This window comes from Thermococcus gorgonarius (assembly GCF_002214385.1).
Classification (GTDB): Archaea; Methanobacteriota_B; Thermococci; order Thermococcales; family Thermococcaceae; genus Thermococcus; species Thermococcus gorgonarius.
This window is the reverse complement of record NZ_CP014855.1, coordinates 361731-382942: the sequence shown is the minus strand read 5'-3', so window position 1 is coordinate 382942 and position 21212 is coordinate 361731. Positions and strand designations below refer to the sequence as shown.

Genomic DNA, 21212 nt, shown 5'->3' with positions numbered 1-21212 from the left:
ACAAGAAAATCAAAGACAAAAGTTTTAAAATATTTTAAAAAGAACTAGCAAAGCAGGAGGGTTGCTTAATGCCAGAGCTAGACTTTGAAATACCAGTAAATTCACTGAACACTGTAATGGACCTCCTGGTTGAGAAAGGGATTTTTATTCGCTGGCTCTTTCTAAACGAAGATAGGGAGACTTTTTCAATCAGACTTGTAGTTCCCGATGTTGGAATGGAGGAAACCCTCCTCGATCTTGCAAGGATTCTCAAAGAGAAAGTTGAAATAAGCATAGTTTATAGTGAGAAACACCTAGAAAAAATTAATCAGGCCTTTCTGGTTCCCCTGGAGATCGGGGACTCAAGGTATCCAGTTGTTGTTTTTATGGAGTTTGACTTTGACCCGAGGATCCCCCTCAAAGGTTACTATCATAACGGGAAGAGAGTGCTCAGAAGACGTTATTAGAGCCATCCTGAAGTCTCAAATTGGCCCCTTTACCCTGGAGGACCCCTCAAACACCAAGATAGTTGATGACCCCAACATGATTAAGATAATCGTAAAGTCTCCCCTGAGAGCACAGCCAGTTCAGGGCAGGTTTTAAATGTCCTTCCCCCACTGTTCTATGGTGATATCATGCTACACCACATCAAACTTATACATGCCTCGAAGAGCAGAAAGCTGGTTGGAAAAAAGATAGTGCTTGCAATTTCTGGGAGCATAGCGGCAGTTGAATGCGTTAAGCTGGCAAGGGAGCTAATAAGGCACGGTGCTGAGGTTCACGCAGTCATGACGCCAAACGCGACCAAGATAATACATCCTTATGCCATGGAGTTCGCAACTGGAAATCCTGTTGTTACAGAGATAACCGGGTTTATCGAGCATGTGGAACTGGCCGGGGAGCATGAGAACAAAGCCGACCTAATTCTTGTCTGTCCAGCAACGGCAAACACGATCTCAAAGATAGCCAACGGAATAGACGACACACCCGTTACAACCGTCGTGACAACTGCTTTTTCTCACACGCCGATAATGATAGCCCCTGCGATGCACTCCACAATGTACGACCATCCCATAATAAAAGAGAACATTGAAAAGCTCAAGAAACTTGGCATCGAGTTCATAGGGCCGCGTTTTGAAGAGGGGAAAGCAAAGGTCGCGTCAATAGATGAGATAGTCTACAGAGTCATCAAAAAGCTCCACCCCAAACCCCTGAAGGGAAAACGCGTCCTCGTCACAGCTGGAGCAACGAGAGAGTACATAGACCCCATAAGGTTCATAACGAACGCGAGTAGCGGCAAAATGGGCGTCGCCATGGCGGAGGAGGCCGAACTGAGGGGGGCGGAGGTAACGCTGATAAGAACCAGAAGCAGCGTTCCAAGCTTCGTAGAGAGGCAGATAGAAGTGGACACCGTTGAGGAAATGATGAACGCCATAGAATCCGAGCTCAGTTCAAAGAGGTACGATGTTGTTGTCATGGCCGCAGCGGTCAGTGATTTTAGAGTTAAGGAGAAAAGCAAAGTAAAGATCAAGAGCGACCGGATTCTAACCCTTGAACTTGAACCGACTCCCAAAATCATCAGCAGGATAAAAGAACTCCAGCCGGAGGTTTTTCTAGTAGGATTCAAGGCAGAAACCGGATTAAATGAAGAAGAGCTGATCAGTGAGGCCCGGAAGCAGATATCCAGAGCAGGAAGTGATTTAGTTGTGGCCAACACTCTCAAGGCCTTCGGGAGCGATGAAAACGAAGTTATCCTCGTCGGCAGGGACATCCACAAGAGGCTCCCGAGAATGAGCAAGAGAGAACTTGCAGAAAGGCTCTGGGATGAGATAGAGAAGCTATTGAGTACGAGAATAGAAAAGAAAAAAGCTCAGTAGGAGAGGTTCCTCTTCTTTTTCCACTTGTGAGACCAGCTGTATTTCCTCATCCTTCTGCTCCTACCGAAGCCGCAGGCGGCGCAGTAGCCCTTCTTGACGTTGAAGGCCTTCCTACCGCAGCGCCTGCACCTTATGTGGGTCGGAGTCCTATTGCGCTTGCCCTTTGGTGCCGTCCCCGCTCCCATGGTATCACCTCACGAGGGTTCACTCAATGTCAACGGGGGAAATCGCCAGAACGTTGTCTCCCCTTACGACAATTTTACCGTAGCTCTTAACGACCTCGCCGTCCTGGATATAATCGGCACCGGCGAGGACAACATTCAGGTGGATATCATAACCGATGAGCTTTCCCCTGAACTCTCCTCCTCTCTTCAGGAGCACGAGCACGTCCTTGTCGAGGGACTTGTGGATAACATCGAGTGGTCTTTCCGCCATTTTCACGCACCTCCAAACAATCAAAGCTCATAGCCTTAACGAGGGAAACGGTTTATAACTCTTTCCGTTATGTCTTTCCTCCTCCACTTCCTTCCAGAACTACCCGATCTGAGAAAGGCATATAAGTCTGTATCACTGAGGGTGATTAAGGTGAAAGCATGAAAAGAGCTGGCCTCTTGCTCGTCCTGCTCGTTCTGGCCGCGATAGCTAGCGGCTGCATAACCCAATCCGAGATTTCTACGACATCAACTGAGAGTCTTGTGAACACAACTTCCCGAAGTACCTTGCCAACCACGACTTCTACTGCACCTACGACAAGCCCAACGACTACGTCCTCTTCCGGAACTCCGGTGTCTCAATCCCGGACTTCGACGACATCAACTCCTCTCTCAACCACAACTTCCCAAAGCCTATCGCCAACCACTACAATCACAGCCCCTCCGAAGAGAGGACTTGAACCTCCGAAGGGCAACTACTCTCCGATTTACACAGGTTCAGATAAGGGCTGCCCCTCGGGTAAAGTACCCGTGACCTTCACATACGACCCCGGAAACAAGGTCGTGACTTCAGTCAGCCTGCGCGGTAGCTTCAACGACTGGGGCGAGTGGCCGATGAAGGAGATAAACGGAACGTGGACGATAACCGTCTGCCTCGGCCCCGGCAAGTACCAGTACAAGTACTTCATCAACGGCCAGTGGGTTAAGGACATGTCCGACGACGGCACAGGAAGGCCCTACGATCCGGACGCTGACGGCTACGTCGACGATGGCTACGGCGGAAAGAACGCGGTGAGAATAGTTGAGGGAAGTGCAGCTTTCTACGTGGACTTTGACCCAAGCGATCCAGCTTACCTGAGCATCGCAGACAACAGGACTGTGATAAGGTTCGAGGTGAAGAGGGGCACGGTAGGCTCTGCCACCCTCGTGACCGACAGAGGGAACTACACGATGAGGCTCCAGGTCTGGTGGAACTCGAAAGAGATGTGGCGTGCCGAGATCCCAGTTGTTGAACCCGTTAAGTATTACATCGTCCTGAACTCGGTCGATGGGGAGAGGTTCGCCGTCCTTAACACGAGCAAGAACCCCTTCTTCAGCTTCGACGGCGTTGACCGCTTCCCCCAGCTGGAGTGGGTAAGCAACGGGATAACCTACCAGATATTCCCGGACAGGTTCAAGGACGGGAACAGGAGCAACGATGCCCCTGCCCTCGACCATGACGAACTTCTGTTCAACCAGGTCAACCCTGGAAAGCCAGTACTCTCCAACTGGAGCGACCCGATAACGCCGCTCCACTGCTGCCACCAGTACTTCGGCGGCGACATAAAGGGCATCACTGAGAAGCTCGACTACCTGCAGAGCCTCGGCGTCACGATAATTTACCTCAACCCGATAACTCTCTCAGGGAGCGCCCACGGCTACGACACCTACGACTACTACAGGCTCGACCCGAAGTTCGGAACTGAGGAGGAGCTTAGAGAATTCCTCGATGAAGCCCATAAGAGGGGAATACGGGTAATCTTCGATTTCGTGCCCAACCACTGTGGAATCGGAAACCCTGCCTTCCTCGACGTCTGGAAGAACGGGAACGCGAGTCCCTACTGGGACTGGTTCTTCATCAAGCAATGGCCCTTCAAGCTGGGTGACGGAAACGCCTATCTCGGCTGGTGGGGGATTGGCAGTTTGCCGAAGCTCAACACCACTAACCCGGAGGTTAGGGAATACCTCATCGGTGCCGCCCTTCACTGGCTCGACTTCGGCTTCGACGGGATAAGGGTCGATGTCCCCAACGAGGTTCTTGACCCCGGAGCTTTCTTCTCCGAGCTGAGGAAGAGGGTCAAGGAAAAGCACCCTGAGGCCTACCTCGTCGGCGAGATATGGAAGCTCTCGCCTGAGTGGGTTAAAGGAGACCGCTTCGACTCGCTCATGAACTACGCCCTCGGAAGAGACATACTCCTGAACTACGCAAAGGGCCTTCTGAGCGGTGAGACGGCAATGAAGATGATGGGACGCTATTACGCGAGCTACGGTGAGAACGTCGTCGCTATGGGCTTCAACATTGTCAGCTCTCACGACACTTCGAGGGTTCTCACCGACCTCGGTGGCGGTTCACTGGGGGACACTCCTACGAACGAGTCAATCCAGCGGCTCAAGCTTCTTTCGATGCTCATCTACACCCTTCCGGGAACGCCCGTGACGTTTCAGGGCGACGAGAGAGGACTTCTCGGCGACAAAAACCACTACGACGAGCAGCGCTACCCTATACAGTGGAACGAGGTAAACGGAGACGTGCTGAACCACTACCGGGCACTGGCTGAGCTGAGGAGGAAAACTCCCGCGCTCAGGAGTAGCGCCATAAGGTTCTACACCGCTGAGGGCGGAATTATGGCCTTCTTCAGGGGGCACAACGACGAGGTTCTCGTCATAGCGAACAGCTGGAAGAGTCCAGCAGAGCTAGAGCTCCCGCTCGGCGAGTGGAAGGTCGTCTGGCCGGAGAATCATGCCGAAGGCATTGTATCCGGAACCATCAAGGTTCCCCCAATCAGCGTCCTCGTGCTGGAAAGAGGCTGAAAGTCTCCCGTCTACCTCCCATTTTTCTTGACAAACTGACGATGGTGTTCCCAAAAGCTTTTTATGAAATCCCCTTACTCCAGTTTCAGGTGGTGAGAGATGGGAGAAAAGCCTGACAAGTACGAGATTTTACAGGACCTGATGAGGAGAAGGGGCTTCGCATGGGGGAGCTTTGAAATCTACGGCGGTTCACGCGGATTCTATGACTACGGCCCGCTTGGTGCGACGATAAAGAGGAAAATTGAGCAGAAAATAAGGGAGGCCTTCCAGAGGGAGGGCTTCTTCGAGGTCGAGACTCCGGATATAACCCCTGAGAAGGTCTTCATAGCGAGCGGACACGTCGAGAAGTTTGTTGACCCTCTGGTTGAGTGTAAGAAGTGTGGGGCAAGGTTTAGGGCAGACCACCTCGTTGAAGAGGCTTTGGGCATAGACACCGAGGGAATGAGCGCCGAACACCTCACCCAGCTTATAAGGGAGCACGACATCCGCTGTCCCGAATGCGGTGGCGAACTAAGCGACGTGTGGTACTTTAACCTTATGTTCGAGACGAGAATCGGCCCATACGGGGACCAGAAGGGTTATCTAAGGCCCGAAACTGCACAGGGAATGTTCGTCAATTTCAGGCGTCTGGCCAACTTTGCGAGAAATAAACTGCCCTTCGGCGTCTTCCAGATCGGAAAAGCCTATCGCAACGAGATTTCTCCGAGGCAGGGAATGCTCCGCCTCAGGGAGTTCACGCAGGCGGAAGCTGAGATATTCTTCAACCCCAACGAAACGGAGCATCCCCACTTCGACGAGGTTAAAGATGAGGTTCTCAGGCTCTACCCGATAGAGCACCAGCTCAAGAACCTTGGAGAGATTGAGATAACCGCCGAGGAGGCCGTAAAGAAGGGCTACATCATGAACACCTTCTTCGCCTACTACATGGTGATGGTGAAGCGGGTTCTCCTCGACATTGGCATCCCGGAGGGCAAGATTAGGTTCCGCCAGCAGCTGCCGGAAGAGAGGGCCCACTACTCCCGCGACACCTGGGACGCGGAAATTCACAGCGAGCGCTTCGGCTGGGTGGAGTGTGTTGGGATAGCCAACCGCGGCGACTACGACCTCAGCAGACACATGCGCGAGAGCGGGGCTGACTTAACGGTTCTTATCCACTACGACGAGCCAAAAATCGTGAAGAGACTTGAAGTTAGTCTTAACATGAAGCGCGTCGGTCCGAAGCTCAAGAAGGACGCCAAGAGGATAAACGAGCTGATAAAGGGCTTGGACGAGGAGAAGAAGCGCGAGCTGGTGGAGCTCCTTGAAAGGGAGGGCAGGGTTACAATCGAGGGCTACGAGCTTGAAAAGGACGACTTCATAATCAGGGAAGTCGAGGAGAAGATAACGGGCGAGAAGATAGTGCCCCATGTTTTGGAGCCGAGTTTCGGCATAGACAGGCCGTTCTACCTGCTCCTTGAGAACAGCCTCGTTATAGAGGAGGACAGGACTTATCTCAGGCTCAAGAAGGACATGGCACCAATAGAGGTGGCCGTGCTCCCGCTGGTTGCCAAGGAGCCGCTCAAGAGCATAGCCTACGACGTCTTCAGAACCCTCCAGAAGGCCGGCTTCATAGCCGTCTACGATGAGAAAGACACGATAGGGAGGCGCTATCTCCGCTACGACGAAATCGGAACGCCCTACTGTGTGACAATAGACAACCAGACGCCGGAAGACAACACGGTCACAATCCGCGACCGCGACACGAGGGAGCAGGTGCGGGTAAAGATTGAGGAGCTTCCCGAAAAGCTGAAGAAGCTAATCTTCGGGAACTAGCACTCCTTCTCAATGATTTTCTCAATTTCCTCATTCAATTCTTCAAGCTGAGAACTCACGATGACCCAAACCACCGAAAGGTCAACACCGAAGTAGTGATGAACAACAACGTTTCTAAGGCCTACAATCCGTCTCCAAGGCATAGTAGGGTATTCTCTTCTTATGTCTTCGCAAACCTCCTCGATGTCTTCTAGCCTCCTCATCATGGACACCTATTGACTTCCAAGGATGAAAATTATTTGGTGGCATCATTTTCGGCACTGATTTAAGGAGTTCCACCAACTTAAGCATATGCAGACCGCACTGCTGTCCATGGTATCTCTGATAGCGGGGTTCATCGGCTCCCTCATGAGCGGCGGGAGCATCATTATATTCTCCCTGCTAACCTTCCTTGACCTTCCAGTCCAGACTGCCGTGGGCACGCTAAAGGTAGCTATAGCAGCGCTGACGTTCGTCTCGTCGGTGACGTACTACCGCGGCGGCGCCGTGGAGGCTGAAAGCGCCCCCTACCTTATCGCCTCATCCATCCTTGGCGCCCTGGCCGGCAGTTACTTCTTTGCTTCCCTTCCCGAGAGGACGGCGGGTATGGTGTCCCTGCTCTTCCTCCTCGCGGGCGTTTACGTTTCGCTCAAAGGCAAACCGGAGGGGTTGATATTCACCGTGAAAAAAGCCCATAGGCTGGGGATCTCGGCGGCAGGTTTTTTAATCGGGGCCTACATTGGCATCCTTGGCATAGCTTCCACGCTCATAGTTATAGCCGCCCTGAGGGCATTCTTTGGGATGGATATGCTCCGGGCCAACGGCACGGCGAAGACCCTCATATTTTTCAACAACCTCACCGCGGCCATTGTGTACGGGCTTGGTGGGAACATAGACTACGCGCTAATGGTCCCACTACTCGTCCCGGTGTGCATTGGAGCGTGGCTCGGGGCGAGGGCCGCCATGAAGCTCGGGGGCGAAAATCTCAGGTGGGTTTACCTTCTCATCGGCTCCGCAACTGCCTTAAAGCTTCTGAGCGAGCTGTTTTGAGGGATACCATGAAGAGAATCCACCTCATCTATAAGCGAATTCCAAACCGTGTCCTTGAGCGGGACGATGAAGTGATAGCCGATTTGGGAGACGTCATCGTCGCCAGGTCCCGCTTTGAGGGAATGCTTGTCCCTTTGAAAGTGAACGGCGTTAAGGTGATAGACAACGGCTATGGAATGGTCTACTTCGCCTTCGTCGGGGAGAACTACGACATCCTAAAGGTCTACGATAGGGAGGGGAACTTCAAGGGCCTCTACATTGACGTCTTAGCCTACACAAAACGCGAGGGGAGCAAGCTTGAGATGCTCGACCTTTTCCTCGACATCTTCGTCTTCCCCAACGGCGAGGCCTTTCTCCTCGATGAAGACGAGCTGGAAATGGCCCTGAACTACGGGCTGATCGACAGGAAAACCTTTGACCTCGCTCACTCAGTTGCCCGAGATATACTCGAAAAGCTTAAGCGCGGCGAGTTTCCACCGGAGATCGTCTGGAGGTATTAGGGAGGATTTGGGAGGGAGTCAAGAAAGATGTTGACGTAGGTAACAACGTGCGACGCGAGGTAGCTTTTTCTCCCAACGCTCACCCTCTCGGCTATGTTGTCCAAAAAGGCCTCGTCTTCTCTGCTCAAGCCCTTATGGTCTCCAAGGACAAAGGCAACGTTCTGGGGGAAGCTCAACTCGCCTATTGGCTTTCCATCCTCGTGGAGGTAGTAGAGCGCGGAATTCTTCACGGTCAGCCGTATTACGTCCTCAAAGGTTCTGTTGCTAACGTAGAGACCCGGATAAACCTCAATCTCTTTTCCCGGCTCCCTGAGGTCTTCACCAGCTTTTAATACCTTCATTATCAGCTTAGCCGTGCTCCTCTCGTCTGGGTTCAGGCGAACCTTTAGCTTGGGTCCTTCAAACCGTATTGCCTTGGGAGGATTCGGCGGGCCGTAGAGGAGAAGCCAGACCCTAACGTTCTTTCTGAAGCCGTGGGAGAGGAGAAAGGCAGAGTTCAGAACCCTGCACAGGAGGTCGATTCTTCCGCTCGTCCCGGGGAGATCGTTTAGTCTGAAATCCGCCCTCGTATGGGCCTCGTTTGCCTTGATTATGAAAGTTCTCATGGAGGAGACTAAGGCAAAGGGGTTTAAAGGGCTTAACCTACCCGAAGGGGGTGATAGGATGAAGTTCCTGAAGGAGACGAAGGGTGGAACGCTCCTCTTTATCCACGTCCAGCCGAAGGCAAAAAAGAACGCTATTGAGGGAATTGACGAATGGCGCGGAAGGCTGAAGGTCAAAATCAAGGCTCCACCCGTCGAGGGGAAGGCGAACAAAGAGGTCGTGAAGTTCTTCTCGAAGCTCTTCGGCGCGGAGGTCGAGATAGTGAAGGGCGAAACGAGCAGGGAAAAGGACTTGCTCGTGAAGGGGCTGAGCGCTGAAGAAGTAAAGAAAAAGTTGGGATTTTAACGTTGTTCGCAACTTTAATATAGGAGTGGCACGAACCTACTAGTAAGGTGAACCTACTATGGGCATTACAAAAGTAACGAGAAACTATCAAATAACTATCCCGGCGGAGATTAGAAAGGCCCTTGGGATAAAAGAAGGGGAAATTCTTGAGGTTAGCCTCGAAGGAGACAAGATAGTGATTCAAAGACTCAAGAAACAGAGAAAACGCCTTAAGCTGGGCAGGAACATCACTCCAGAGGAAATAGAGAAGTCCATTGAGGAGGGCATGAAAGAATGCATGGGGTCATAGACACGAACGTTCTCATCTATGACACCTTTGAGGACACAGAGTTCCACAGTGAAGCAGAGAACATGCTTGAGTCCCTGGATAGGTGGTATGTTCCGACAATAGTTATGCAAGAGTACGTGTGGTTCTTCAAAAACAACGGTTTTTCGGCCAAAGATGCGCTTGAGTCTCTTAAGGGATACATGGATGATCCCAGGTTCAGGGGGCTGAGTGAAAGTCCCAAAACCATCGAGAATGCCCTAAACCTTCTGGTTAGAGAGAAAATCTCACTATCAAGGTTCAACGATGTTGTGGTTCTGCTTCATGCTCTGGAGAAGGGAACACTAGTCACATTCGATAGAAAGCTCAGAAGCCTGGCAAAAAGAAAGGGAATAAAGGTTCTTCCGGAAAAGTTTTAATCACTTCAAAATTCCCAAACTCTTGTTCGTCTTCTTTATGCTCTCCCACTTGTCGGCCAGCTCGAACATCGCCCTTATCGCATCGACGTTCTCGGGAACTACGTCGCTCTCCTGGTGGACGGCCTGGATGTAGAAGAGCCTCTTGCCCTTTACGCTTATGCTCTCCTTCCAAACGGCAATCTCGTAGAGGTTGTTCCACTCGCGGTGCAGGTCGCGGGCGAACTCTATGAGCTGTGCCGTGCTGTCGAAGCCCTTCTCCTTCTCGAAGAGCAGAACCCTGGTGGTGTTCTCGAAGATGTCTATGACGTCCTTTTCGGTTATGGGCTTCTTGAGCTCAATCATTACGCTGTGCACGTGCATGAGCGTCGTTGGAACCACAAATGCCATCGTCTCGATGTTTATCGGAATGACCGTCTGCACGTCGGGCCCGTGATGGGAGGGGACTTCAACGGTCGGCTTTATTGCGTTTATCGGCCCACGCTTGGAGTCGTTCGGGTCTGCTGCACGGCGTATCATCACAGCGTAAACGTAGTCTATGTACTCCTGCAGGGCAGAGAGCGTTCTGGTCAAGCCCGTCGTATTGCAGGAGACAACCCTGACGTAGTCCTTCCCAAGGGCCTTCTCATAGTTGGCCTGGGCCACGAAGGAAACCTCGGCAACGCTCGCCTTTTCTCCACCCTGGAAGATGGCCTTAACTCCGGCCTTCTCGTAGAGGGCCTTGTTTTTGGCACCCATTCCTCCGGGCGTTGCATCGACGACGACATCAACCTCTTCGAGGAGGTCGTTGAGAGTTCCAGCAACCTCAAAGCCGGCCTTCTCAAAGCGCGGTAGGAACTCCTCGCTCGCGGCGTAAACGGGGATTCCTCTCTCCTTTGCCAGGTAAGCCTCGAAATCCGGCTTCGTCTTGGTAACACCGGTGAGTTCCATATCGTCCTGTCTACTTACGGCGTAGGCGACGCGCTTTCCAATAGTTCCATAGCCGTTGATTCCCACCTTGACCTTTGTCATTGCAGTCACCGAAAGTTTTACAGTTGTAAAATACTTAAGCCTTGTTTTCACCGGCGGTGAAATAAATCCCCGTTCACTAAGGAAAAAGTGATAAAGCAGCCGTCCAACTTATTGAGGTGTCCGGACATGCTGCCCACCGAAGTCAAAATGATCATAGAGGAAATGAAGGCCGAGAGAATACGAGGTGCCAGCTGGCTCGCCAAGAAAGGTGCTGAAGCTTATCGCCTTCTGGCAGAAATGATGGAAGGGGAAGAACTTGAGAAGGCATTGGAGGAAATTAGAGAGGAGATAATCAACGTCAACATGACGATGGCCTCCCTCTACAATCTAACCCGGTTTATCCCGATAACGGGCAATCCCACCCTCGTGAAATCCAAGGCCGAAGAATTCATAAAGCTCTCCGAAGAAGCGAAGCGGGAGATTGGGAACATAGGAAGCGAGCTCATCGACGAGAACGAAGTGATAATAACCCACTCGTTTTCATCTGCTGTTCTGGAGATACTGAAATCGGCCAGGAGAAAAGGAAAGAGGTTCCGGGTTATCCTAACGGAGAGCAACCCTGACTACGAAGGAATAGCACTGGCAAGAGAACTGGAAAAGCTCGATGTTCCTTTTGAGGTTATAACCGATGCCCAGATTGGGCTGTTTTCAAAGAAGGCAACCCTAGCTCTAGTGGGAGCGGACAACATCACCCAGGATGGAGCGCTGATAAACAAAGCCGGGACGTACCTTCTGGCGCTGGCATGTCACGACAACTCGGTACCGTTTTACGGAGCCGCTGAAAGCTTCAAAATCCACCCGGAACTGAAAAGCGAAGAGGTCGAAATTATTGAAAGGCCTTACACCCGGCAGGGCTTCCGGGTTAGGAACTACCTCTTCGATATAACCCCCTGGAAGTACATCAGGGGAATAATAACGGAATTCGGAGTTCTGATTCCCCCAAAAGAGATATAACTCAACCCGCCAAGCGCTGCTTTAGCAGGCCTTTGAACCGCTTCGCATCGTTGCACATACTTGAGTTGTTGAACAGGACAAAGCTCTCCTCCCTGTTCCACCCAAGGACCCTTTCGAGGATCTTTTCAAGCTCCTCATCCGTGTATGAGTGATTGTAAATGATCCTGCCGTTCTCATACCTCCCGTGGAGACGGTAGTAGTTAACGTTCCCCCTATGAAGGGGTATCCTCACCAGAGGATCGGCAACGTCTATCACGTCAAACTCCCTAACAAAGCGTTTTATTCCCCTCTCACTCCACCCTCTGAGTTCAACCCCTATCTCGAAATCTCCCCTGTCGATCATGCTGAAGAATCTTCCCGCGTTGGCGAAGCTCTCTTCGGTCTCCTTGAAACTTCTGGGAAGCTGTATCAGAACAAACCTGGCCCCAAGAACTTCCGCTTCCCTCAGCGTCAGTCTCCAGAAATGAAGAACCGTTGAGTTCGGCCTCAAAAGACCAACATCCCTTGAAGGCCTTACGTTACTCCTCCTCCAGGTTGGGCTGGTGTGAGGATGTGTCACTCCCTGAAACGCTTTTATGGAGAAAGTGAAGTCCTTAGGGGCTTCTCTTTTCCACTTTTCCAGGGTTTTCTCATCAATGAGACGGTAGAAAGTCTGCTGGACTTCAACAATCTCGAAATCGAGGAAGTACCGTTTCTTAGCCTCGCAGAAGCCACACGTTCCAACCCTTATCATGCTACCACCAAAAGCTTTTAGAGGTAGGGCCTAAAACGCTATCGGCGGGAACAACTGGCAAAACAGCAATTGATGGCCCGATGAAGATCTACTCCCGTCTGACCGATGATGAGCCACCTACCGGCAGAGGGCTAAAATCTTTTTAACGAATAGGCATACTAGTTCTGGAGGGAAATCGATGAGTTGGAAGAGAGGAGCGTATCCCGAATTCACGCTCGAAGACCTTATAGCATCTATATTCATGCTGAGGGAACCGGTCGGCAGGAAGACGATGGCAGAGGCCTTGGATCTCGGAGAGGGCAGTGTAAGAACGCTTCTTAAGAAGCTCGACGGTATAGGCATCATAGAATCCGCCCAGAGGGGACATTTTCTGAACAGAAAGGGAATTGAACTTGTGAAAAAACTGAAGGAACTCTTTTCAGAGGCCCACTTTGTGGGCAAAGTTGAGAACATGCCGGCATATGCCCTGGTCGTGAAGAACGCCCCCGAATTCAAGAGCATAGACCTAAGGGATGAGGCTATCAGATTCTTTGCAAGGGGGGCCATGATACTCAGAGTGAAAGGAGGGGAAATAGTATTCCCCGAGGACAACAGACCTTTGAAAGAAACCATGGAGGAGCTCGCAGAAAGGATCGAAGACGTTCTGGATTTTTCAGACGGTGATACCGTAATTGTAACTTGGGCAGAAAACCCTGCAGATGCCATTAAAAGTGCCTATCACGTCGCAATTGTTCTCAAGGGAGAGGAGATCCCGGAAGAGGTCAAATCGCTGGTGAGGTGAACACATGAAGCGACTTGTTTTGGCCCTCGATGTGTACGAGAGGGAGAGAGCGCTTGAAATAGCCAGGGAAACCTCAGACTACCTTTGGGCAATAAAGGTGAACTGGCCCCTCATTCTGGGAGCGGGACTGGACGTCATCAAAGAGCTGAAAGAGACGGCCAACGTACCCCTAATAGCTGACCTCAAGCTGGCGGATATTCCCAACACCAACAGGCTGATAGCGGGCAAAGTCTTTGAGGCCGGAGCCGACTATGTGATAGTTCACGGTTTTACGGGAAGGGACAGCGTAAATGCCGTGAAAGAACTCGGAGAAGTTATAATTGTGGTGGAGATGAGCCATCCCGGTGCCGAGGAATTCATTCAGCCAGTTGCAGACGGGCTCATCAAGCTGGCCAACGATGTCAGACCGTTCGGTGTAATAGCTCCGGCCACACGGCCCGAAAGAATATCATACATCCGCTCAAAGCTTAGGGACGGAATAAAAATCCTGACTCCCGGTGTTGGAGCGCAGGGAGGAAGCGCAAAAAAGGCCCTTGAAGCTGGAGCCGATTACGTAATAGTCGGTCGTTCAATATACGAGAGCAAGAATCCGCGTGAAAAAGCCAGAAAATTCCATGAGGAGTTAATGGGGGCGATATAATGGAGCTCAAGGTCAAACACCCCCTCAGCAAGAAGGAGGTAAAGGCCATCCTCAGAGAGATGAGCGAGATATTCGGTGAGGAGATAGCGGGAAAGATGTTAAACAAAAAGGATAAGGTAGAGGTCGCTGAGTTCGATAAAACAACCGAGATACTCCTGGTAAACGGGAAACCGTTCTTCATAAGACGAAAAGACCTGGTGTTCCCCCTGGTGATAGCGCTCTACGAGCTCTCCAACCATGAGGATCTAAGAAAGTGGCCGAGGCGTGTTGTGGTTGACGAGGGTGCCGTTCCGTATATCCTCAAAGGAGCCGACGTTATGGCTGCGGGAATAACAGACGCGGACGAGAACATAAAGGAGGGGGACTTTGTATTCGTGGTCGAAGAGAACTACGGAAGGCCGCTTGCCATTGGAATAGCGCTGATGAGCGGAAAGGCAATGAAAGAAAAGCCCAAGGGAAAGGCCGTCAAGAACATCCACCACGCCAAGGACAAGATCTGGGAGCTCACGGTGGGATGAAATGGACGAAATGAGAGAGAAAGAGAGAAAAAAGATACGGGTCCTTGTGGGCGGGGTATTTGATATCCTTCACGTTGGCCATATTCATTTCCTGAAACAGGCAAAGGAACTCGGGGACGAACTCGTTGTTATAGTCGCCCACGACGAGACCGTCAGAATGCAGAAGAGACGCGATCCTATAAACCCCGCCGAGGACAGGGCAGAACTTCTCAGGGCGATTAAATACGTGGATGAGGTCTACATAGGAACTCCCGGCACGATAGACATGAACCTCGTCAAGAGGATAAACCCCGACGTTATAGCAATCGGCCCAGATCAGAATTTCAACTGTGAGAGACTGAAGGAGGAACTCAGAAAAAACGGAATCAAGGCAGAGGTAATAAGAATACCCTACCTTTACAAGAGCGATAGGGCAAAGACAAGCAAGATAATTGAGAGAATAATAGAAGAGTTCTGCGAATAATCAAAAATCAGATGCGGAAACGCCCCATGTAATCCCGGAGGAACTCGGGGTCTTCCCTCCTAACAGCGCTCATGAGCTCCTCAAATTTCTTTTCGCCCAAGGCCTGCTTGAGGTAGTAGTAAAGGTTAACGGCGTCCTCCACTATTATGCTCTGCCTCCTCCCTTCCTCCCCGTACAGCTCAATCAGCTTTCTGTTAATATCGAGGCTTATATAGAGGGTTTTCTGCTTCTTTTGATGCTTGAGATCGCCTTTTTCTTTCTCCTTCTTGGGCTTAGATGGCCGGGTCAGATCGTTAACCGATCCGGCAAAAAGCTTGGGAATCTTGCCTTTACTCTCCTTCGACAATGGAGATCACCTCACGAGTAAGCTTCTCAAACGCACGGGCAGCCCTTCCTTCGGGTTCGTAATCAAATATACTAACCCCCTCGCCCTGCGCTTTCTCCAGGGCTATGGCCTTCGGGATCGTCGTGAGTATAGGGGCATCTGGATACGTTTCCCTGAGTTCCTTAAGCCTGGTCTGGGGAACCTTGGTCTGGCGGGTGAACTTGTTGGGGACGAGACCCATAAGGGTCAGGCTTTCGTTGGTTTCTTCCCGGATCATTGCCATCAGATTAAACATGAGCTGCATGCCTATAACGCCGAAATAGCTGAGCTCCAGGGGGATTAGGACATAGTCAGAGGCCGTTAGCGAGTTAACGAGGAATATCCCCATGCTTGGAGGATTGTCTATGAGGACGTAGTCATAGTCGGGGAGAACCGGGCTTATCGCCTTTTCAAGTCTTCTCTCGCGGTTGTAAGCGTTGATTATCTCTATCTCCTTGGCGGACAAATTGAGATGACTGGGAATGAGATGGAGGTTTTCGGTGATCTCAACTATCGTTTCTTCCACACTGCTTTCTCTTGTCATCAGCGTTCCAACGTTGGTAGTCTCGTAGTTTAGGACGTCCATTCCGATAAGTCCAAAAGTCAAATTGAACTGGGGATCCACATCGATCAGAAGGACTTTTCTGCCCATCCTTGCAAGCCCGTAACCGAGATTTAAGGTTAGAGTTGTTTTTCCAACACCGCCCTTCTGATTGGCTATACTGATCACAGCTGCCATCGTATCACCGACCTACCAGGACTGATCTTTTTGAGGTTAGTGCCACAAATGGAAAGACAACAAAAGGCTGAAAATAATCAGAACTCGTAGGGCTCAAAGAGCTTATTTATTCTCCTTCTGACTTCAACCTCAAGCTTAGAGCTGGCTGGATCTTCCCGCCCTGAGATGATCCTGTATATATCATCAGAGGTTGCTTTCTTTTCAAATGGAAGGGGCCCTGAAGATCTCGGAACGATTATGTTGGAGTCCGTCTGCAGTGCATTCTCCCCGCCGAGTATGTGCGGGCTCTCAACACCGGTCATTATGACCATGGCCCTAACGACCTTACCCATGTCCTCGTCGACCCTGGCACCCCACTTTATCTCAGACTTGGCGCCGAGGTTGTTGTAGACTATCTCCATCGCCTCATTGATCTCCCCGAGGTTAACGTCCGGACCAACGGTGAAGTGAACTAGGGCCTTGTTGCCGCTTCCGAACTTGACGTCGAGCATCTTGTTCTCAAGGGCGGCCTTGACGGCCTCAACGGCCCTGTTCTTGGAGTCGCTCTCACCGATTCCTATGAGGGCAGCACCGCCGTCCTTCATGACGCTGTAGACGTCGGCGAAGTCAATGTTCACCATGGAAGGGAGCTTTATGGTCTCGGTTATGCCCTTGACCATTCTGGCTATTATCTCATCGGCAAAGCGGAAGGCGGCGTTTATAGGCAGGTTGGGAACGAGTTTGAGAAGTTTGTCGTTTTCGATTATGATAACTGTGTCTGAATAGTGGAGGAGAGCCTTTATACCGGCCTTTGCTTTTTCCACTCTGATAGTGCCCTCTGTCTTGAAGGGGAACGTGACAACACTGACAACCAGAGGCTCCCTGAAACGGCCGTTGTGTCTAGCACGTTCCTTTATCACCTTTGCGACGACGGGAGCGGCTCCGGTTCCAGTACCGTTGCCCATTCCAGCGGTGATGAAAACAAGATCCACATCCCCAATAGTTTCGGCTATCTCATGGGCACTTGCTTCAGCAGCCCGGTATCCGACCTCTGGATCACCGCCGGATCCCTTACCCTGGGTTATTTCCCTCCCAAGGAGAAGCTTCTTGTGGGCTTTGGCGTGCCTAAGGGCCTGTGCGTCGGTGTTCATCGCTATTAACTCTGCCCCCTCAACGCCCAACTCGTAAAGTCTCGTTATGGTGTTGTTTCCAGAGCCACCGACACCCACAATTGCAATCTTTATGAAGTCCTCATCAAACTCCTCACTAAGAAAATCCTGCTTCTTCTCTACTTTGTTTTCCTCGTCCAGATCAAGTTTAATTCCGGCCTGTTCCAGGAGTTTAAACACCATCCTCTCTACCCCCTCCAAACCTAAAGACGGAAGTTTGTTACTTTATGATATATTCAGGGCCCTCGTCCTCTGGGATCTCTGAGTAGAGCTCTCTCTTGAGGAATTCACGGATGGCAGTGCGAATTACCTCGCTTCTATTGGGGTAAAGCCCCCTTCTTACGAGCTGATCCATAGCATTTATGTAGCTCTGTGGAAGCTGAACACTTATTATGCGCATTTTTGGCATGCGATGTATCACCTTGTGGAGCATGTCACTACTTTAGTTAGAGCTTTAAGTAGTTAAATACTTTGCGGTTGCATAATAATATTGTCGCAATATTTTTCTCAAAAATTTTTTAAAATATTCCGGATAACTCAAAAATTATTTAAAACTAAAGGGGCAAGGATTATAACACAGCCACGCACAGAAACAGAAAATAGGGTGATCCAATGGAGGAAGTAGTGCCAGGGGTAGTCGTAACTGCGGTCTATGTTGATGAAGTTGAGAAACTAATGCCGCATCTTGGATCCGAACTTCAGGCAGTGAACGGACCCTGCTTTGAGGCAGTTGCACACTCAGCGATATTGGCGAAGAGATCCTTCGAAAGGGGAACGAACCGTGCAAAAACTCTTGGAGGAGAACTCCTGCTACGACTCGCTGGATCACTTCAGATAAGGGAAGCGATAAAAAAAGTAGGGCTCAGAAAAGGCGTTAACTACCTTGTTTTCTTTGGATCAAAGAAAGAACTAAAGGAGATTCTGGAAAAGCTGGGATTAAAAGAAGTGCCCATGCAGAACTGTGACCCCGAAAGGGCGAAAAAACACTTCGAAATCTCTGCCCTGGTTGAAGCCCTTTAGTTCAAATCGGGGATAAACTGACAATTAACCGGGTTAAGTTTATAAAAGTGCCCCCGGGAGCTACATTATGCCGGGGTGGTATTCGTGAAATATAAAAAGCGAAAATACTTCATGGCCGGTAGGATAAACTTGATTCAGCGCTCCAAGATACGTGAACTCTTTGAAAAGGCAAGAAAAATGGAAAACGTGATCTCCCTCGGAATCGGAGAGCCCGATTTTGACACCCCCCAGGTAATAAAAGAGGCCGCTAAAAGGGCTCTTGACGAAGGCTACACTCACTACACTCCAAACGCGGGAATACCTGAATTCCGGGAGGCAATCGCGGAATACTACAAGGAATTCTATAAGGTTGATGTCGATCCAGACAACATAATAGTCACGGCCGGTGCTTACGAGGCCACGTATCTGGCCTTTGAATCCCTTCTGGAGCAGGGTGATGACGTCATAATCCCGGACCCGGCTTTCGTCTGTTACGTTGAGGACGCAAAGATTTCAGAGGCCGGAATCCTCCGCATTCCGCTGAGGGAGGAAAACAACTTCAGGATAGATCCCGATGAGCTCGTCGAGATGATAACCAAAAGGACCAGAATGATAGTCATGAACTATCCAAACAATCCAACTGGTGCCACCCTTGACAAGGAAACGGCCAAAGCGATTGGGCAGATAGCGGAGGATTATAACCTATACATCCTGAGCGATGAACCCTACGAACACTTCCTCTACGAGGGTGCAAAGCATCACCCAATGATAAAATACGCCCCAGACAACACAGTCCTCGCGAACAGTTTCTCCAAGACCTTCGCGATGACGGGATGGAGACTTGGCTTTGCCATAGCACCAGAACAGGTCATAAAGGACATGATAAAGCTCCACGCGTACATAGTTGGAAACGTGACATCTTTTATCCAGATAGCGGGCATAACAGCCCTTCGCGATAAGAGAAGCTGGGAAGCCGTTGAAAAGATGAGGAAAACCTACGCCGAAAGGAGAAAGTTAGCCCTAAGGTACCTATCCGAGATACCTCACCTGAAAGCGTTTAGACCAAAAGGAGCGTTCTACATATGGGTAAAGATCGACCCAGAGCTAGACATGACGAGTGAGGACTTCGCCAACTGGCTTCTGGAGGAGGCGGGAGTAGTAGTGATACCCGGAACGGCCTTTGGAAAGCAGGGAGAAGGCTGGGTAAGGATAAGCTACGCCACGAAAAAGGAACTTCTAGCCGAGGCCTTTGAACGAATAAAGAGGGCAATGGAAAAGCTGTGAGGTGGCCGGGATTGGAAAGTGCAGTCCTTTTGATTTTTGTTACCATCTTTCTTGCGGAACTGGGGGACAAGACACAGATAACAACCATGCTTTTTGCAACAAAGTATGGATGGGAAAAAGCTTTTATCGGATCCGCACTCGCTCTCGTTCTGGTTAACCTTATTGGGGCATTGATCGGTGAGAAAATCGGAAACATGATCCCCCAAGGGCTTCTTCAGAAGGCGGCAGGGGCTATTTTCATAGCCTTTGGGATACTTCTTATAAGCGGGAAAATATAAAGGGTGATCCCCCATGAAATCCATAGAAGCCAAACATGCGGTTTTCATCTCACTTCTTATGATCTCAACGTACTTTGGTGGAATAACGGCGCTCTCAATAAACGATAGACTGCAACTCGCGGGCGGTACGTTTATTACAGCCCTCCATCTGGTGATACTGATCGGGCTGTGGAAGGGGATGGAGTGGTCCGTATCAGCGGGGAAATACCTGATTTTTCTCGACCTCATGTTTTCGATACTGTGGATGATGCTGGGCGTCCTGGCTCAGGGGGCAACGCTCTTTGCCCTCTCCGCTCTCACCCTGATACTTCTCTCAGATCCTGAGGTTGAGGGGCAGATACTGGGAAGGACTTAACCGTCGGACTCTTTAATAACCACCAAAACAGGACACGCCCGAAAATTCTGGCGGGCCGGGCGGGATTTGAACCCGCGACCTTCGGCTCCGGAGGCCGACGCCCCGTCCTGGCTAGGCCACCGGCCCTGAGCCCGGAATTAGTAGGGACGAGCGTTTAAAAATCTAACTAGCAACTAAGGTTTTTAAGAGAAGATGCCAAAATCAATGAAGGTGAAGACGATGGCAATAGTTGACGTTAGGGTTCTCGTGGAAGGCGCAAGCGACGTTGAGGTCGTCAGCAAGGCCCTTCAGGGGCTTGCCCTGGGAAGCGAATACAACATAACGATCTCCTCAATAATTCCGACAACGAACATCGAGATAGCCAAGAGCGCGGCAGCAGGCGCAGACCTTCTCATAATAGCCACAGATGCAGACAGAGTAGGAAGAGAGCTGGCCGAGAGGCTTTTTAACGAGCTGAGCGAAATGGTCGGCCACATAGAGAGGATGAAGCTTCCCCTCGGTCATGATCTCGAAAACATAGACGTTGAGCTCGTGAGGAAAGAGCTTAAAAATGCACTGGTCAGGGCGGGACTCAAAAGCCTGAACGTCCTTCCAGAGTACATGAACCTGAGGAACCAGTACCTGGACCTGAAGGGGAACTACGACGAGCTCTCCAGAGAATATGAAAAACTGAGAAAGGAGTACGAGGAGCTCAAGGCAAAATACGAGGAGCTCAGGAACGAATACCTAAACGTCAAGCAGGAAAACGAGACACTTCAAACCCTCCTGGAAAAGAAAACCAAACCGGTAAAAATAGAGGATGCATGGAAGGCATTGTTCCCGGCCGAGGGGGTTCCCCCCGAGGAGTACCTTGCCCTGGCAGTCGAAAAACTTGGGCTGAACGGCAAAATAGTCGTGGGTCAGGGATACATCTACGCCGAGGAAGAAGAAGCCATTGAAGAGCTTCTGAAGACGGTCTACCTCGGATTGGTCATATCCAAAGAGATAACCCGGGAAACGACCACACCAGAAACCAAACCCCAGGAAGAGAATGTCCAGGAAACCTCCAAGGAAGAAAACGAAATAAGAGAGATACTCCTGAGCGCAGGCAAAGAAGAGAACTAGTGACGGTGAGACT

Annotated in this window: 29 protein-coding genes and 1 tRNA gene; 19 read left to right on the top strand and 11 right to left on the bottom strand. The window is 50.7% G+C overall.

Going from position 1 to position 21212, the window contains the following annotated elements; all coding sequences use genetic code 11:
- The first annotated feature begins 68 nt into the window (after window positions 1–68).
- Together A3K92_RS02200 and coaBC are read left to right on the top strand one after the other, a co-directional pair.
- Window positions 69–446, top strand: coding sequence for a hypothetical protein (locus A3K92_RS02200; RefSeq protein ID WP_088884715.1), 378 nt, complete (start codon window positions 69–71; stop codon window positions 444–446).
- Window positions 447–614: 168 nt separating this feature from the next.
- The gene (coaBC, locus tag A3K92_RS02195) at window positions 615–1856 is read left to right on the top strand and encodes a bifunctional phosphopantothenoylcysteine decarboxylase/phosphopantothenate--cysteine ligase CoaBC (RefSeq protein WP_088884714.1); all 1242 of its coding nucleotides are present in this window, start codon (window positions 615–617) and stop codon (window positions 1854–1856) included.
- Here the strand turns inward: coaBC and A3K92_RS02190 are convergent.
- Together A3K92_RS02190 and A3K92_RS02185 are read right to left on the bottom strand one after the other, a co-directional pair.
- Window positions 1850–2041 (bottom strand): 50S ribosomal protein L37e, encoded by a 192-nt coding sequence (locus A3K92_RS02190; protein ID WP_088884713.1) that lies wholly within the window; start codon window positions 2039–2041, stop codon window positions 1850–1852. The genes coaBC and A3K92_RS02190 overlap by 7 nt on opposite strands.
- A 19-nt stretch (window positions 2042–2060) precedes the next feature.
- Complete coding sequence (locus A3K92_RS02185; RefSeq protein WP_088884712.1) at window positions 2061–2291, bottom strand: LSm family protein; 231 nt, start codon at window positions 2289–2291, stop codon at window positions 2061–2063.
- A 527-nt stretch (window positions 2292–2818) separates the two neighbouring features.
- Here A3K92_RS02185 and A3K92_RS02180 point away from each other — a divergent pair.
- Entirely contained in the window at window positions 2819–4858 is a 2040-nt protein-coding gene (locus tag A3K92_RS02180; RefSeq protein WP_232460890.1) for an alpha-amylase family glycosyl hydrolase, read from the top strand.
- Window positions 4859–4957: 99 nt separating this feature from the next.
- The gene (glyS, locus tag A3K92_RS02175; protein WP_088884710.1) at window positions 4958–6670 is read left to right on the top strand and encodes a glycine--tRNA ligase; all 1713 of its coding nucleotides are present in this window, start codon (window positions 4958–4960) and stop codon (window positions 6668–6670) included.
- Here glyS and A3K92_RS02170 read toward each other — a convergent pair.
- A complete protein-coding gene (locus A3K92_RS02170) occupies window positions 6667–6873 on the bottom strand; it encodes a HepT-like ribonuclease domain-containing protein (protein ID WP_157722409.1) in 207 nt (68 codons plus the stop codon). The two genes, glyS and A3K92_RS02170, sit on opposite strands and share 4 nt — an antisense overlap.
- 88 nt (window positions 6874–6961) lie before the next feature.
- Between A3K92_RS02170 and A3K92_RS02165 the strand changes: the two genes are divergently transcribed.
- Both A3K92_RS02165 and A3K92_RS02160 read left to right on the top strand, forming a co-directional pair.
- Window positions 6962–7699 carry a sulfite exporter TauE/SafE family protein gene (locus A3K92_RS02165; RefSeq protein WP_088884708.1) on the top strand — a complete coding sequence of 246 codons (738 nt, stop codon included), beginning with the start codon at window positions 6962–6964 and terminating at the stop codon, window positions 7697–7699.
- An 8-nt stretch (window positions 7700–7707) separates the two neighbouring features.
- Complete coding sequence (locus A3K92_RS02160; protein WP_088884707.1) at window positions 7708–8199, top strand: DUF402 domain-containing protein; 492 nt, start codon at window positions 7708–7710, stop codon at window positions 8197–8199.
- On the opposite strand, the gene trmY is transcribed toward A3K92_RS02160, so the two are convergent.
- A complete protein-coding gene (gene trmY, locus A3K92_RS02155) occupies window positions 8196–8804 on the bottom strand; it encodes a tRNA (pseudouridine(54)-N(1))-methyltransferase TrmY (protein ID WP_088884706.1) in 609 nt (202 codons plus the stop codon). The genes A3K92_RS02160 and trmY overlap by 4 nt on opposite strands.
- 58 nt (window positions 8805–8862) lie before the next feature.
- Between trmY and A3K92_RS02150 the strand changes: the two genes are divergently transcribed.
- The 3 genes from A3K92_RS02150 to A3K92_RS02140 are packed head-to-tail and all read left to right on the top strand — an operon-like array spanning window position 8863 to window position 9831.
- Window positions 8863–9147: a DUF167 domain-containing protein gene (locus tag A3K92_RS02150; protein ID WP_088884705.1), complete on the top strand. Its 285-nt coding sequence runs from the start codon at window positions 8863–8865 to the stop codon at window positions 9145–9147.
- 58 nt (window positions 9148–9205) lie between these two features.
- Complete coding sequence (locus A3K92_RS02145) at window positions 9206–9436, top strand: AbrB/MazE/SpoVT family DNA-binding domain-containing protein (RefSeq protein ID WP_088884704.1); 231 nt, start codon at window positions 9206–9208, stop codon at window positions 9434–9436.
- Window positions 9421–9831, top strand: coding sequence for a PIN domain-containing protein (locus tag A3K92_RS02140; protein WP_088884703.1), 411 nt, complete (start codon window positions 9421–9423; stop codon window positions 9829–9831). Before A3K92_RS02145 ends, A3K92_RS02140 begins: the two co-directional genes overlap by 16 nt.
- Here A3K92_RS02140 and A3K92_RS02135 read toward each other — a convergent pair whose 3' ends face one another.
- Window positions 9832–10839: a phosphorylating glyceraldehyde-3-phosphate dehydrogenase gene (locus A3K92_RS02135; protein ID WP_088884702.1), complete on the bottom strand. Its 1008-nt coding sequence runs from the start codon at window positions 10837–10839 to the stop codon at window positions 9832–9834. It lies immediately after the preceding gene.
- A gap of 126 nt (window positions 10840–10965) precedes the next feature.
- On the opposite strand from A3K92_RS02135, the gene A3K92_RS02130 reads away from it, so the two are divergent.
- Window positions 10966–11793 carry a translation initiation factor eIF-2B alpha/beta/delta subunit family protein gene (locus A3K92_RS02130; protein WP_088884701.1) on the top strand — a complete coding sequence of 276 codons (828 nt, stop codon included), beginning with the start codon at window positions 10966–10968 and terminating at the stop codon, window positions 11791–11793.
- A 1-nt stretch (window position 11794) separates the two neighbouring features.
- Here A3K92_RS02130 and A3K92_RS02125 read toward each other — a convergent pair whose 3' ends face one another.
- Window positions 11795–12526, bottom strand: coding sequence for a DUF72 domain-containing protein (locus tag A3K92_RS02125; protein ID WP_088884700.1), 732 nt, complete (start codon window positions 12524–12526; stop codon window positions 11795–11797).
- Window positions 12527–12704: 178 nt separating this feature from the next.
- Here A3K92_RS02125 and A3K92_RS02120 point away from each other — a divergent pair, with 178 nt between their 5' ends.
- From A3K92_RS02120 to A3K92_RS02105, 4 genes are read left to right on the top strand one after another with little or no spacing between them, the layout of a single operon-like run.
- Window positions 12705–13307: a DUF4443 domain-containing protein gene (locus A3K92_RS02120; RefSeq protein ID WP_088884699.1), complete on the top strand. Its 603-nt coding sequence runs from the start codon at window positions 12705–12707 to the stop codon at window positions 13305–13307.
- A 4-nt stretch (window positions 13308–13311) separates the two neighbouring features.
- Complete coding sequence (gene pyrF / locus A3K92_RS02115) at window positions 13312–13947, top strand: orotidine-5'-phosphate decarboxylase (protein ID WP_088884698.1); 636 nt, start codon at window positions 13312–13314, stop codon at window positions 13945–13947.
- A complete protein-coding gene (locus A3K92_RS02110; RefSeq protein WP_088884697.1) occupies window positions 13947–14465 on the top strand; it encodes an RNA-binding protein in 519 nt (172 codons plus the stop codon). Before pyrF ends, A3K92_RS02110 begins: the two co-directional genes overlap by 1 nt.
- A 10-nt stretch (window positions 14466–14475) precedes the next feature.
- Window positions 14476–14928, top strand: coding sequence for an adenylyltransferase/cytidyltransferase family protein (locus A3K92_RS02105; RefSeq protein ID WP_088886010.1), 453 nt, complete (start codon window positions 14476–14478; stop codon window positions 14926–14928).
- 7 nt (window positions 14929–14935) lie between these two features.
- On the opposite strand, the gene A3K92_RS02100 is transcribed toward A3K92_RS02105, so the two are convergent.
- The 4 genes from A3K92_RS02100 to A3K92_RS02085 form a co-directional block, all read right to left on the bottom strand.
- Entirely contained in the window at window positions 14936–15274 is a 339-nt protein-coding gene (locus A3K92_RS02100; RefSeq protein WP_088884696.1) for a CopG family transcriptional regulator, read from the bottom strand.
- Complete coding sequence (locus A3K92_RS02095) at window positions 15258–16031, bottom strand: ParA family protein (RefSeq protein ID WP_088884695.1); 774 nt, start codon at window positions 16029–16031, stop codon at window positions 15258–15260. Before A3K92_RS02095 ends, A3K92_RS02100 begins: the two co-directional genes overlap by 17 nt.
- Before the next feature lie 77 nt (window positions 16032–16108).
- A complete protein-coding gene (gene ftsZ, locus A3K92_RS02090; protein ID WP_088884694.1) occupies window positions 16109–17362 on the bottom strand; it encodes a cell division protein FtsZ in 1254 nt (417 codons plus the stop codon).
- 37 nt (window positions 17363–17399) lie between these two features.
- A complete protein-coding gene (locus tag A3K92_RS02085; RefSeq protein ID WP_088884693.1) occupies window positions 17400–17588 on the bottom strand; it encodes a ribbon-helix-helix domain-containing protein in 189 nt (62 codons plus the stop codon).
- A gap of 203 nt (window positions 17589–17791) precedes the next feature.
- On the opposite strand from A3K92_RS02085, the gene cgi121 reads away from it, so the two are divergent.
- The 4 genes from cgi121 (at window position 17792) to A3K92_RS02065 (ending at window position 20095) form a co-directional block, all read left to right on the top strand.
- On the top strand, window positions 17792–18199 hold the full coding sequence (gene cgi121 / locus A3K92_RS02080) for a KEOPS complex subunit Cgi121 (protein WP_088884692.1): 408 nt from the start codon (window positions 17792–17794) through the stop codon (window positions 18197–18199).
- A gap of 84 nt (window positions 18200–18283) precedes the next feature.
- Entirely contained in the window at window positions 18284–19462 is a 1179-nt protein-coding gene (locus A3K92_RS02075; RefSeq protein ID WP_088884691.1) for an aminotransferase class I/II-fold pyridoxal phosphate-dependent enzyme, read from the top strand.
- 11 nt (window positions 19463–19473) lie between these two features.
- Entirely contained in the window at window positions 19474–19740 is a 267-nt protein-coding gene (locus A3K92_RS02070; protein ID WP_088884690.1) for a TMEM165/GDT1 family protein, read from the top strand.
- A 13-nt stretch (window positions 19741–19753) separates the two neighbouring features.
- Window positions 19754–20095: a hypothetical protein gene (locus A3K92_RS02065; RefSeq protein WP_088884689.1), complete on the top strand. Its 342-nt coding sequence runs from the start codon at window positions 19754–19756 to the stop codon at window positions 20093–20095.
- 48 nt (window positions 20096–20143) lie between these two features.
- On the opposite strand, the gene A3K92_RS02060 is transcribed toward A3K92_RS02065, so the two are convergent.
- Window positions 20144–20221 (bottom strand) — tRNA-Arg (locus A3K92_RS02060).
- 93 nt (window positions 20222–20314) lie between these two features.
- Here A3K92_RS02060 and A3K92_RS02055 point away from each other — a divergent pair.
- The gene (locus A3K92_RS02055) at window positions 20315–21199 is read left to right on the top strand and encodes a toprim domain-containing protein (protein WP_088884688.1); all 885 of its coding nucleotides are present in this window, start codon (window positions 20315–20317) and stop codon (window positions 21197–21199) included.
- Window positions 21200–21212 lie beyond the last annotated feature (13 nt).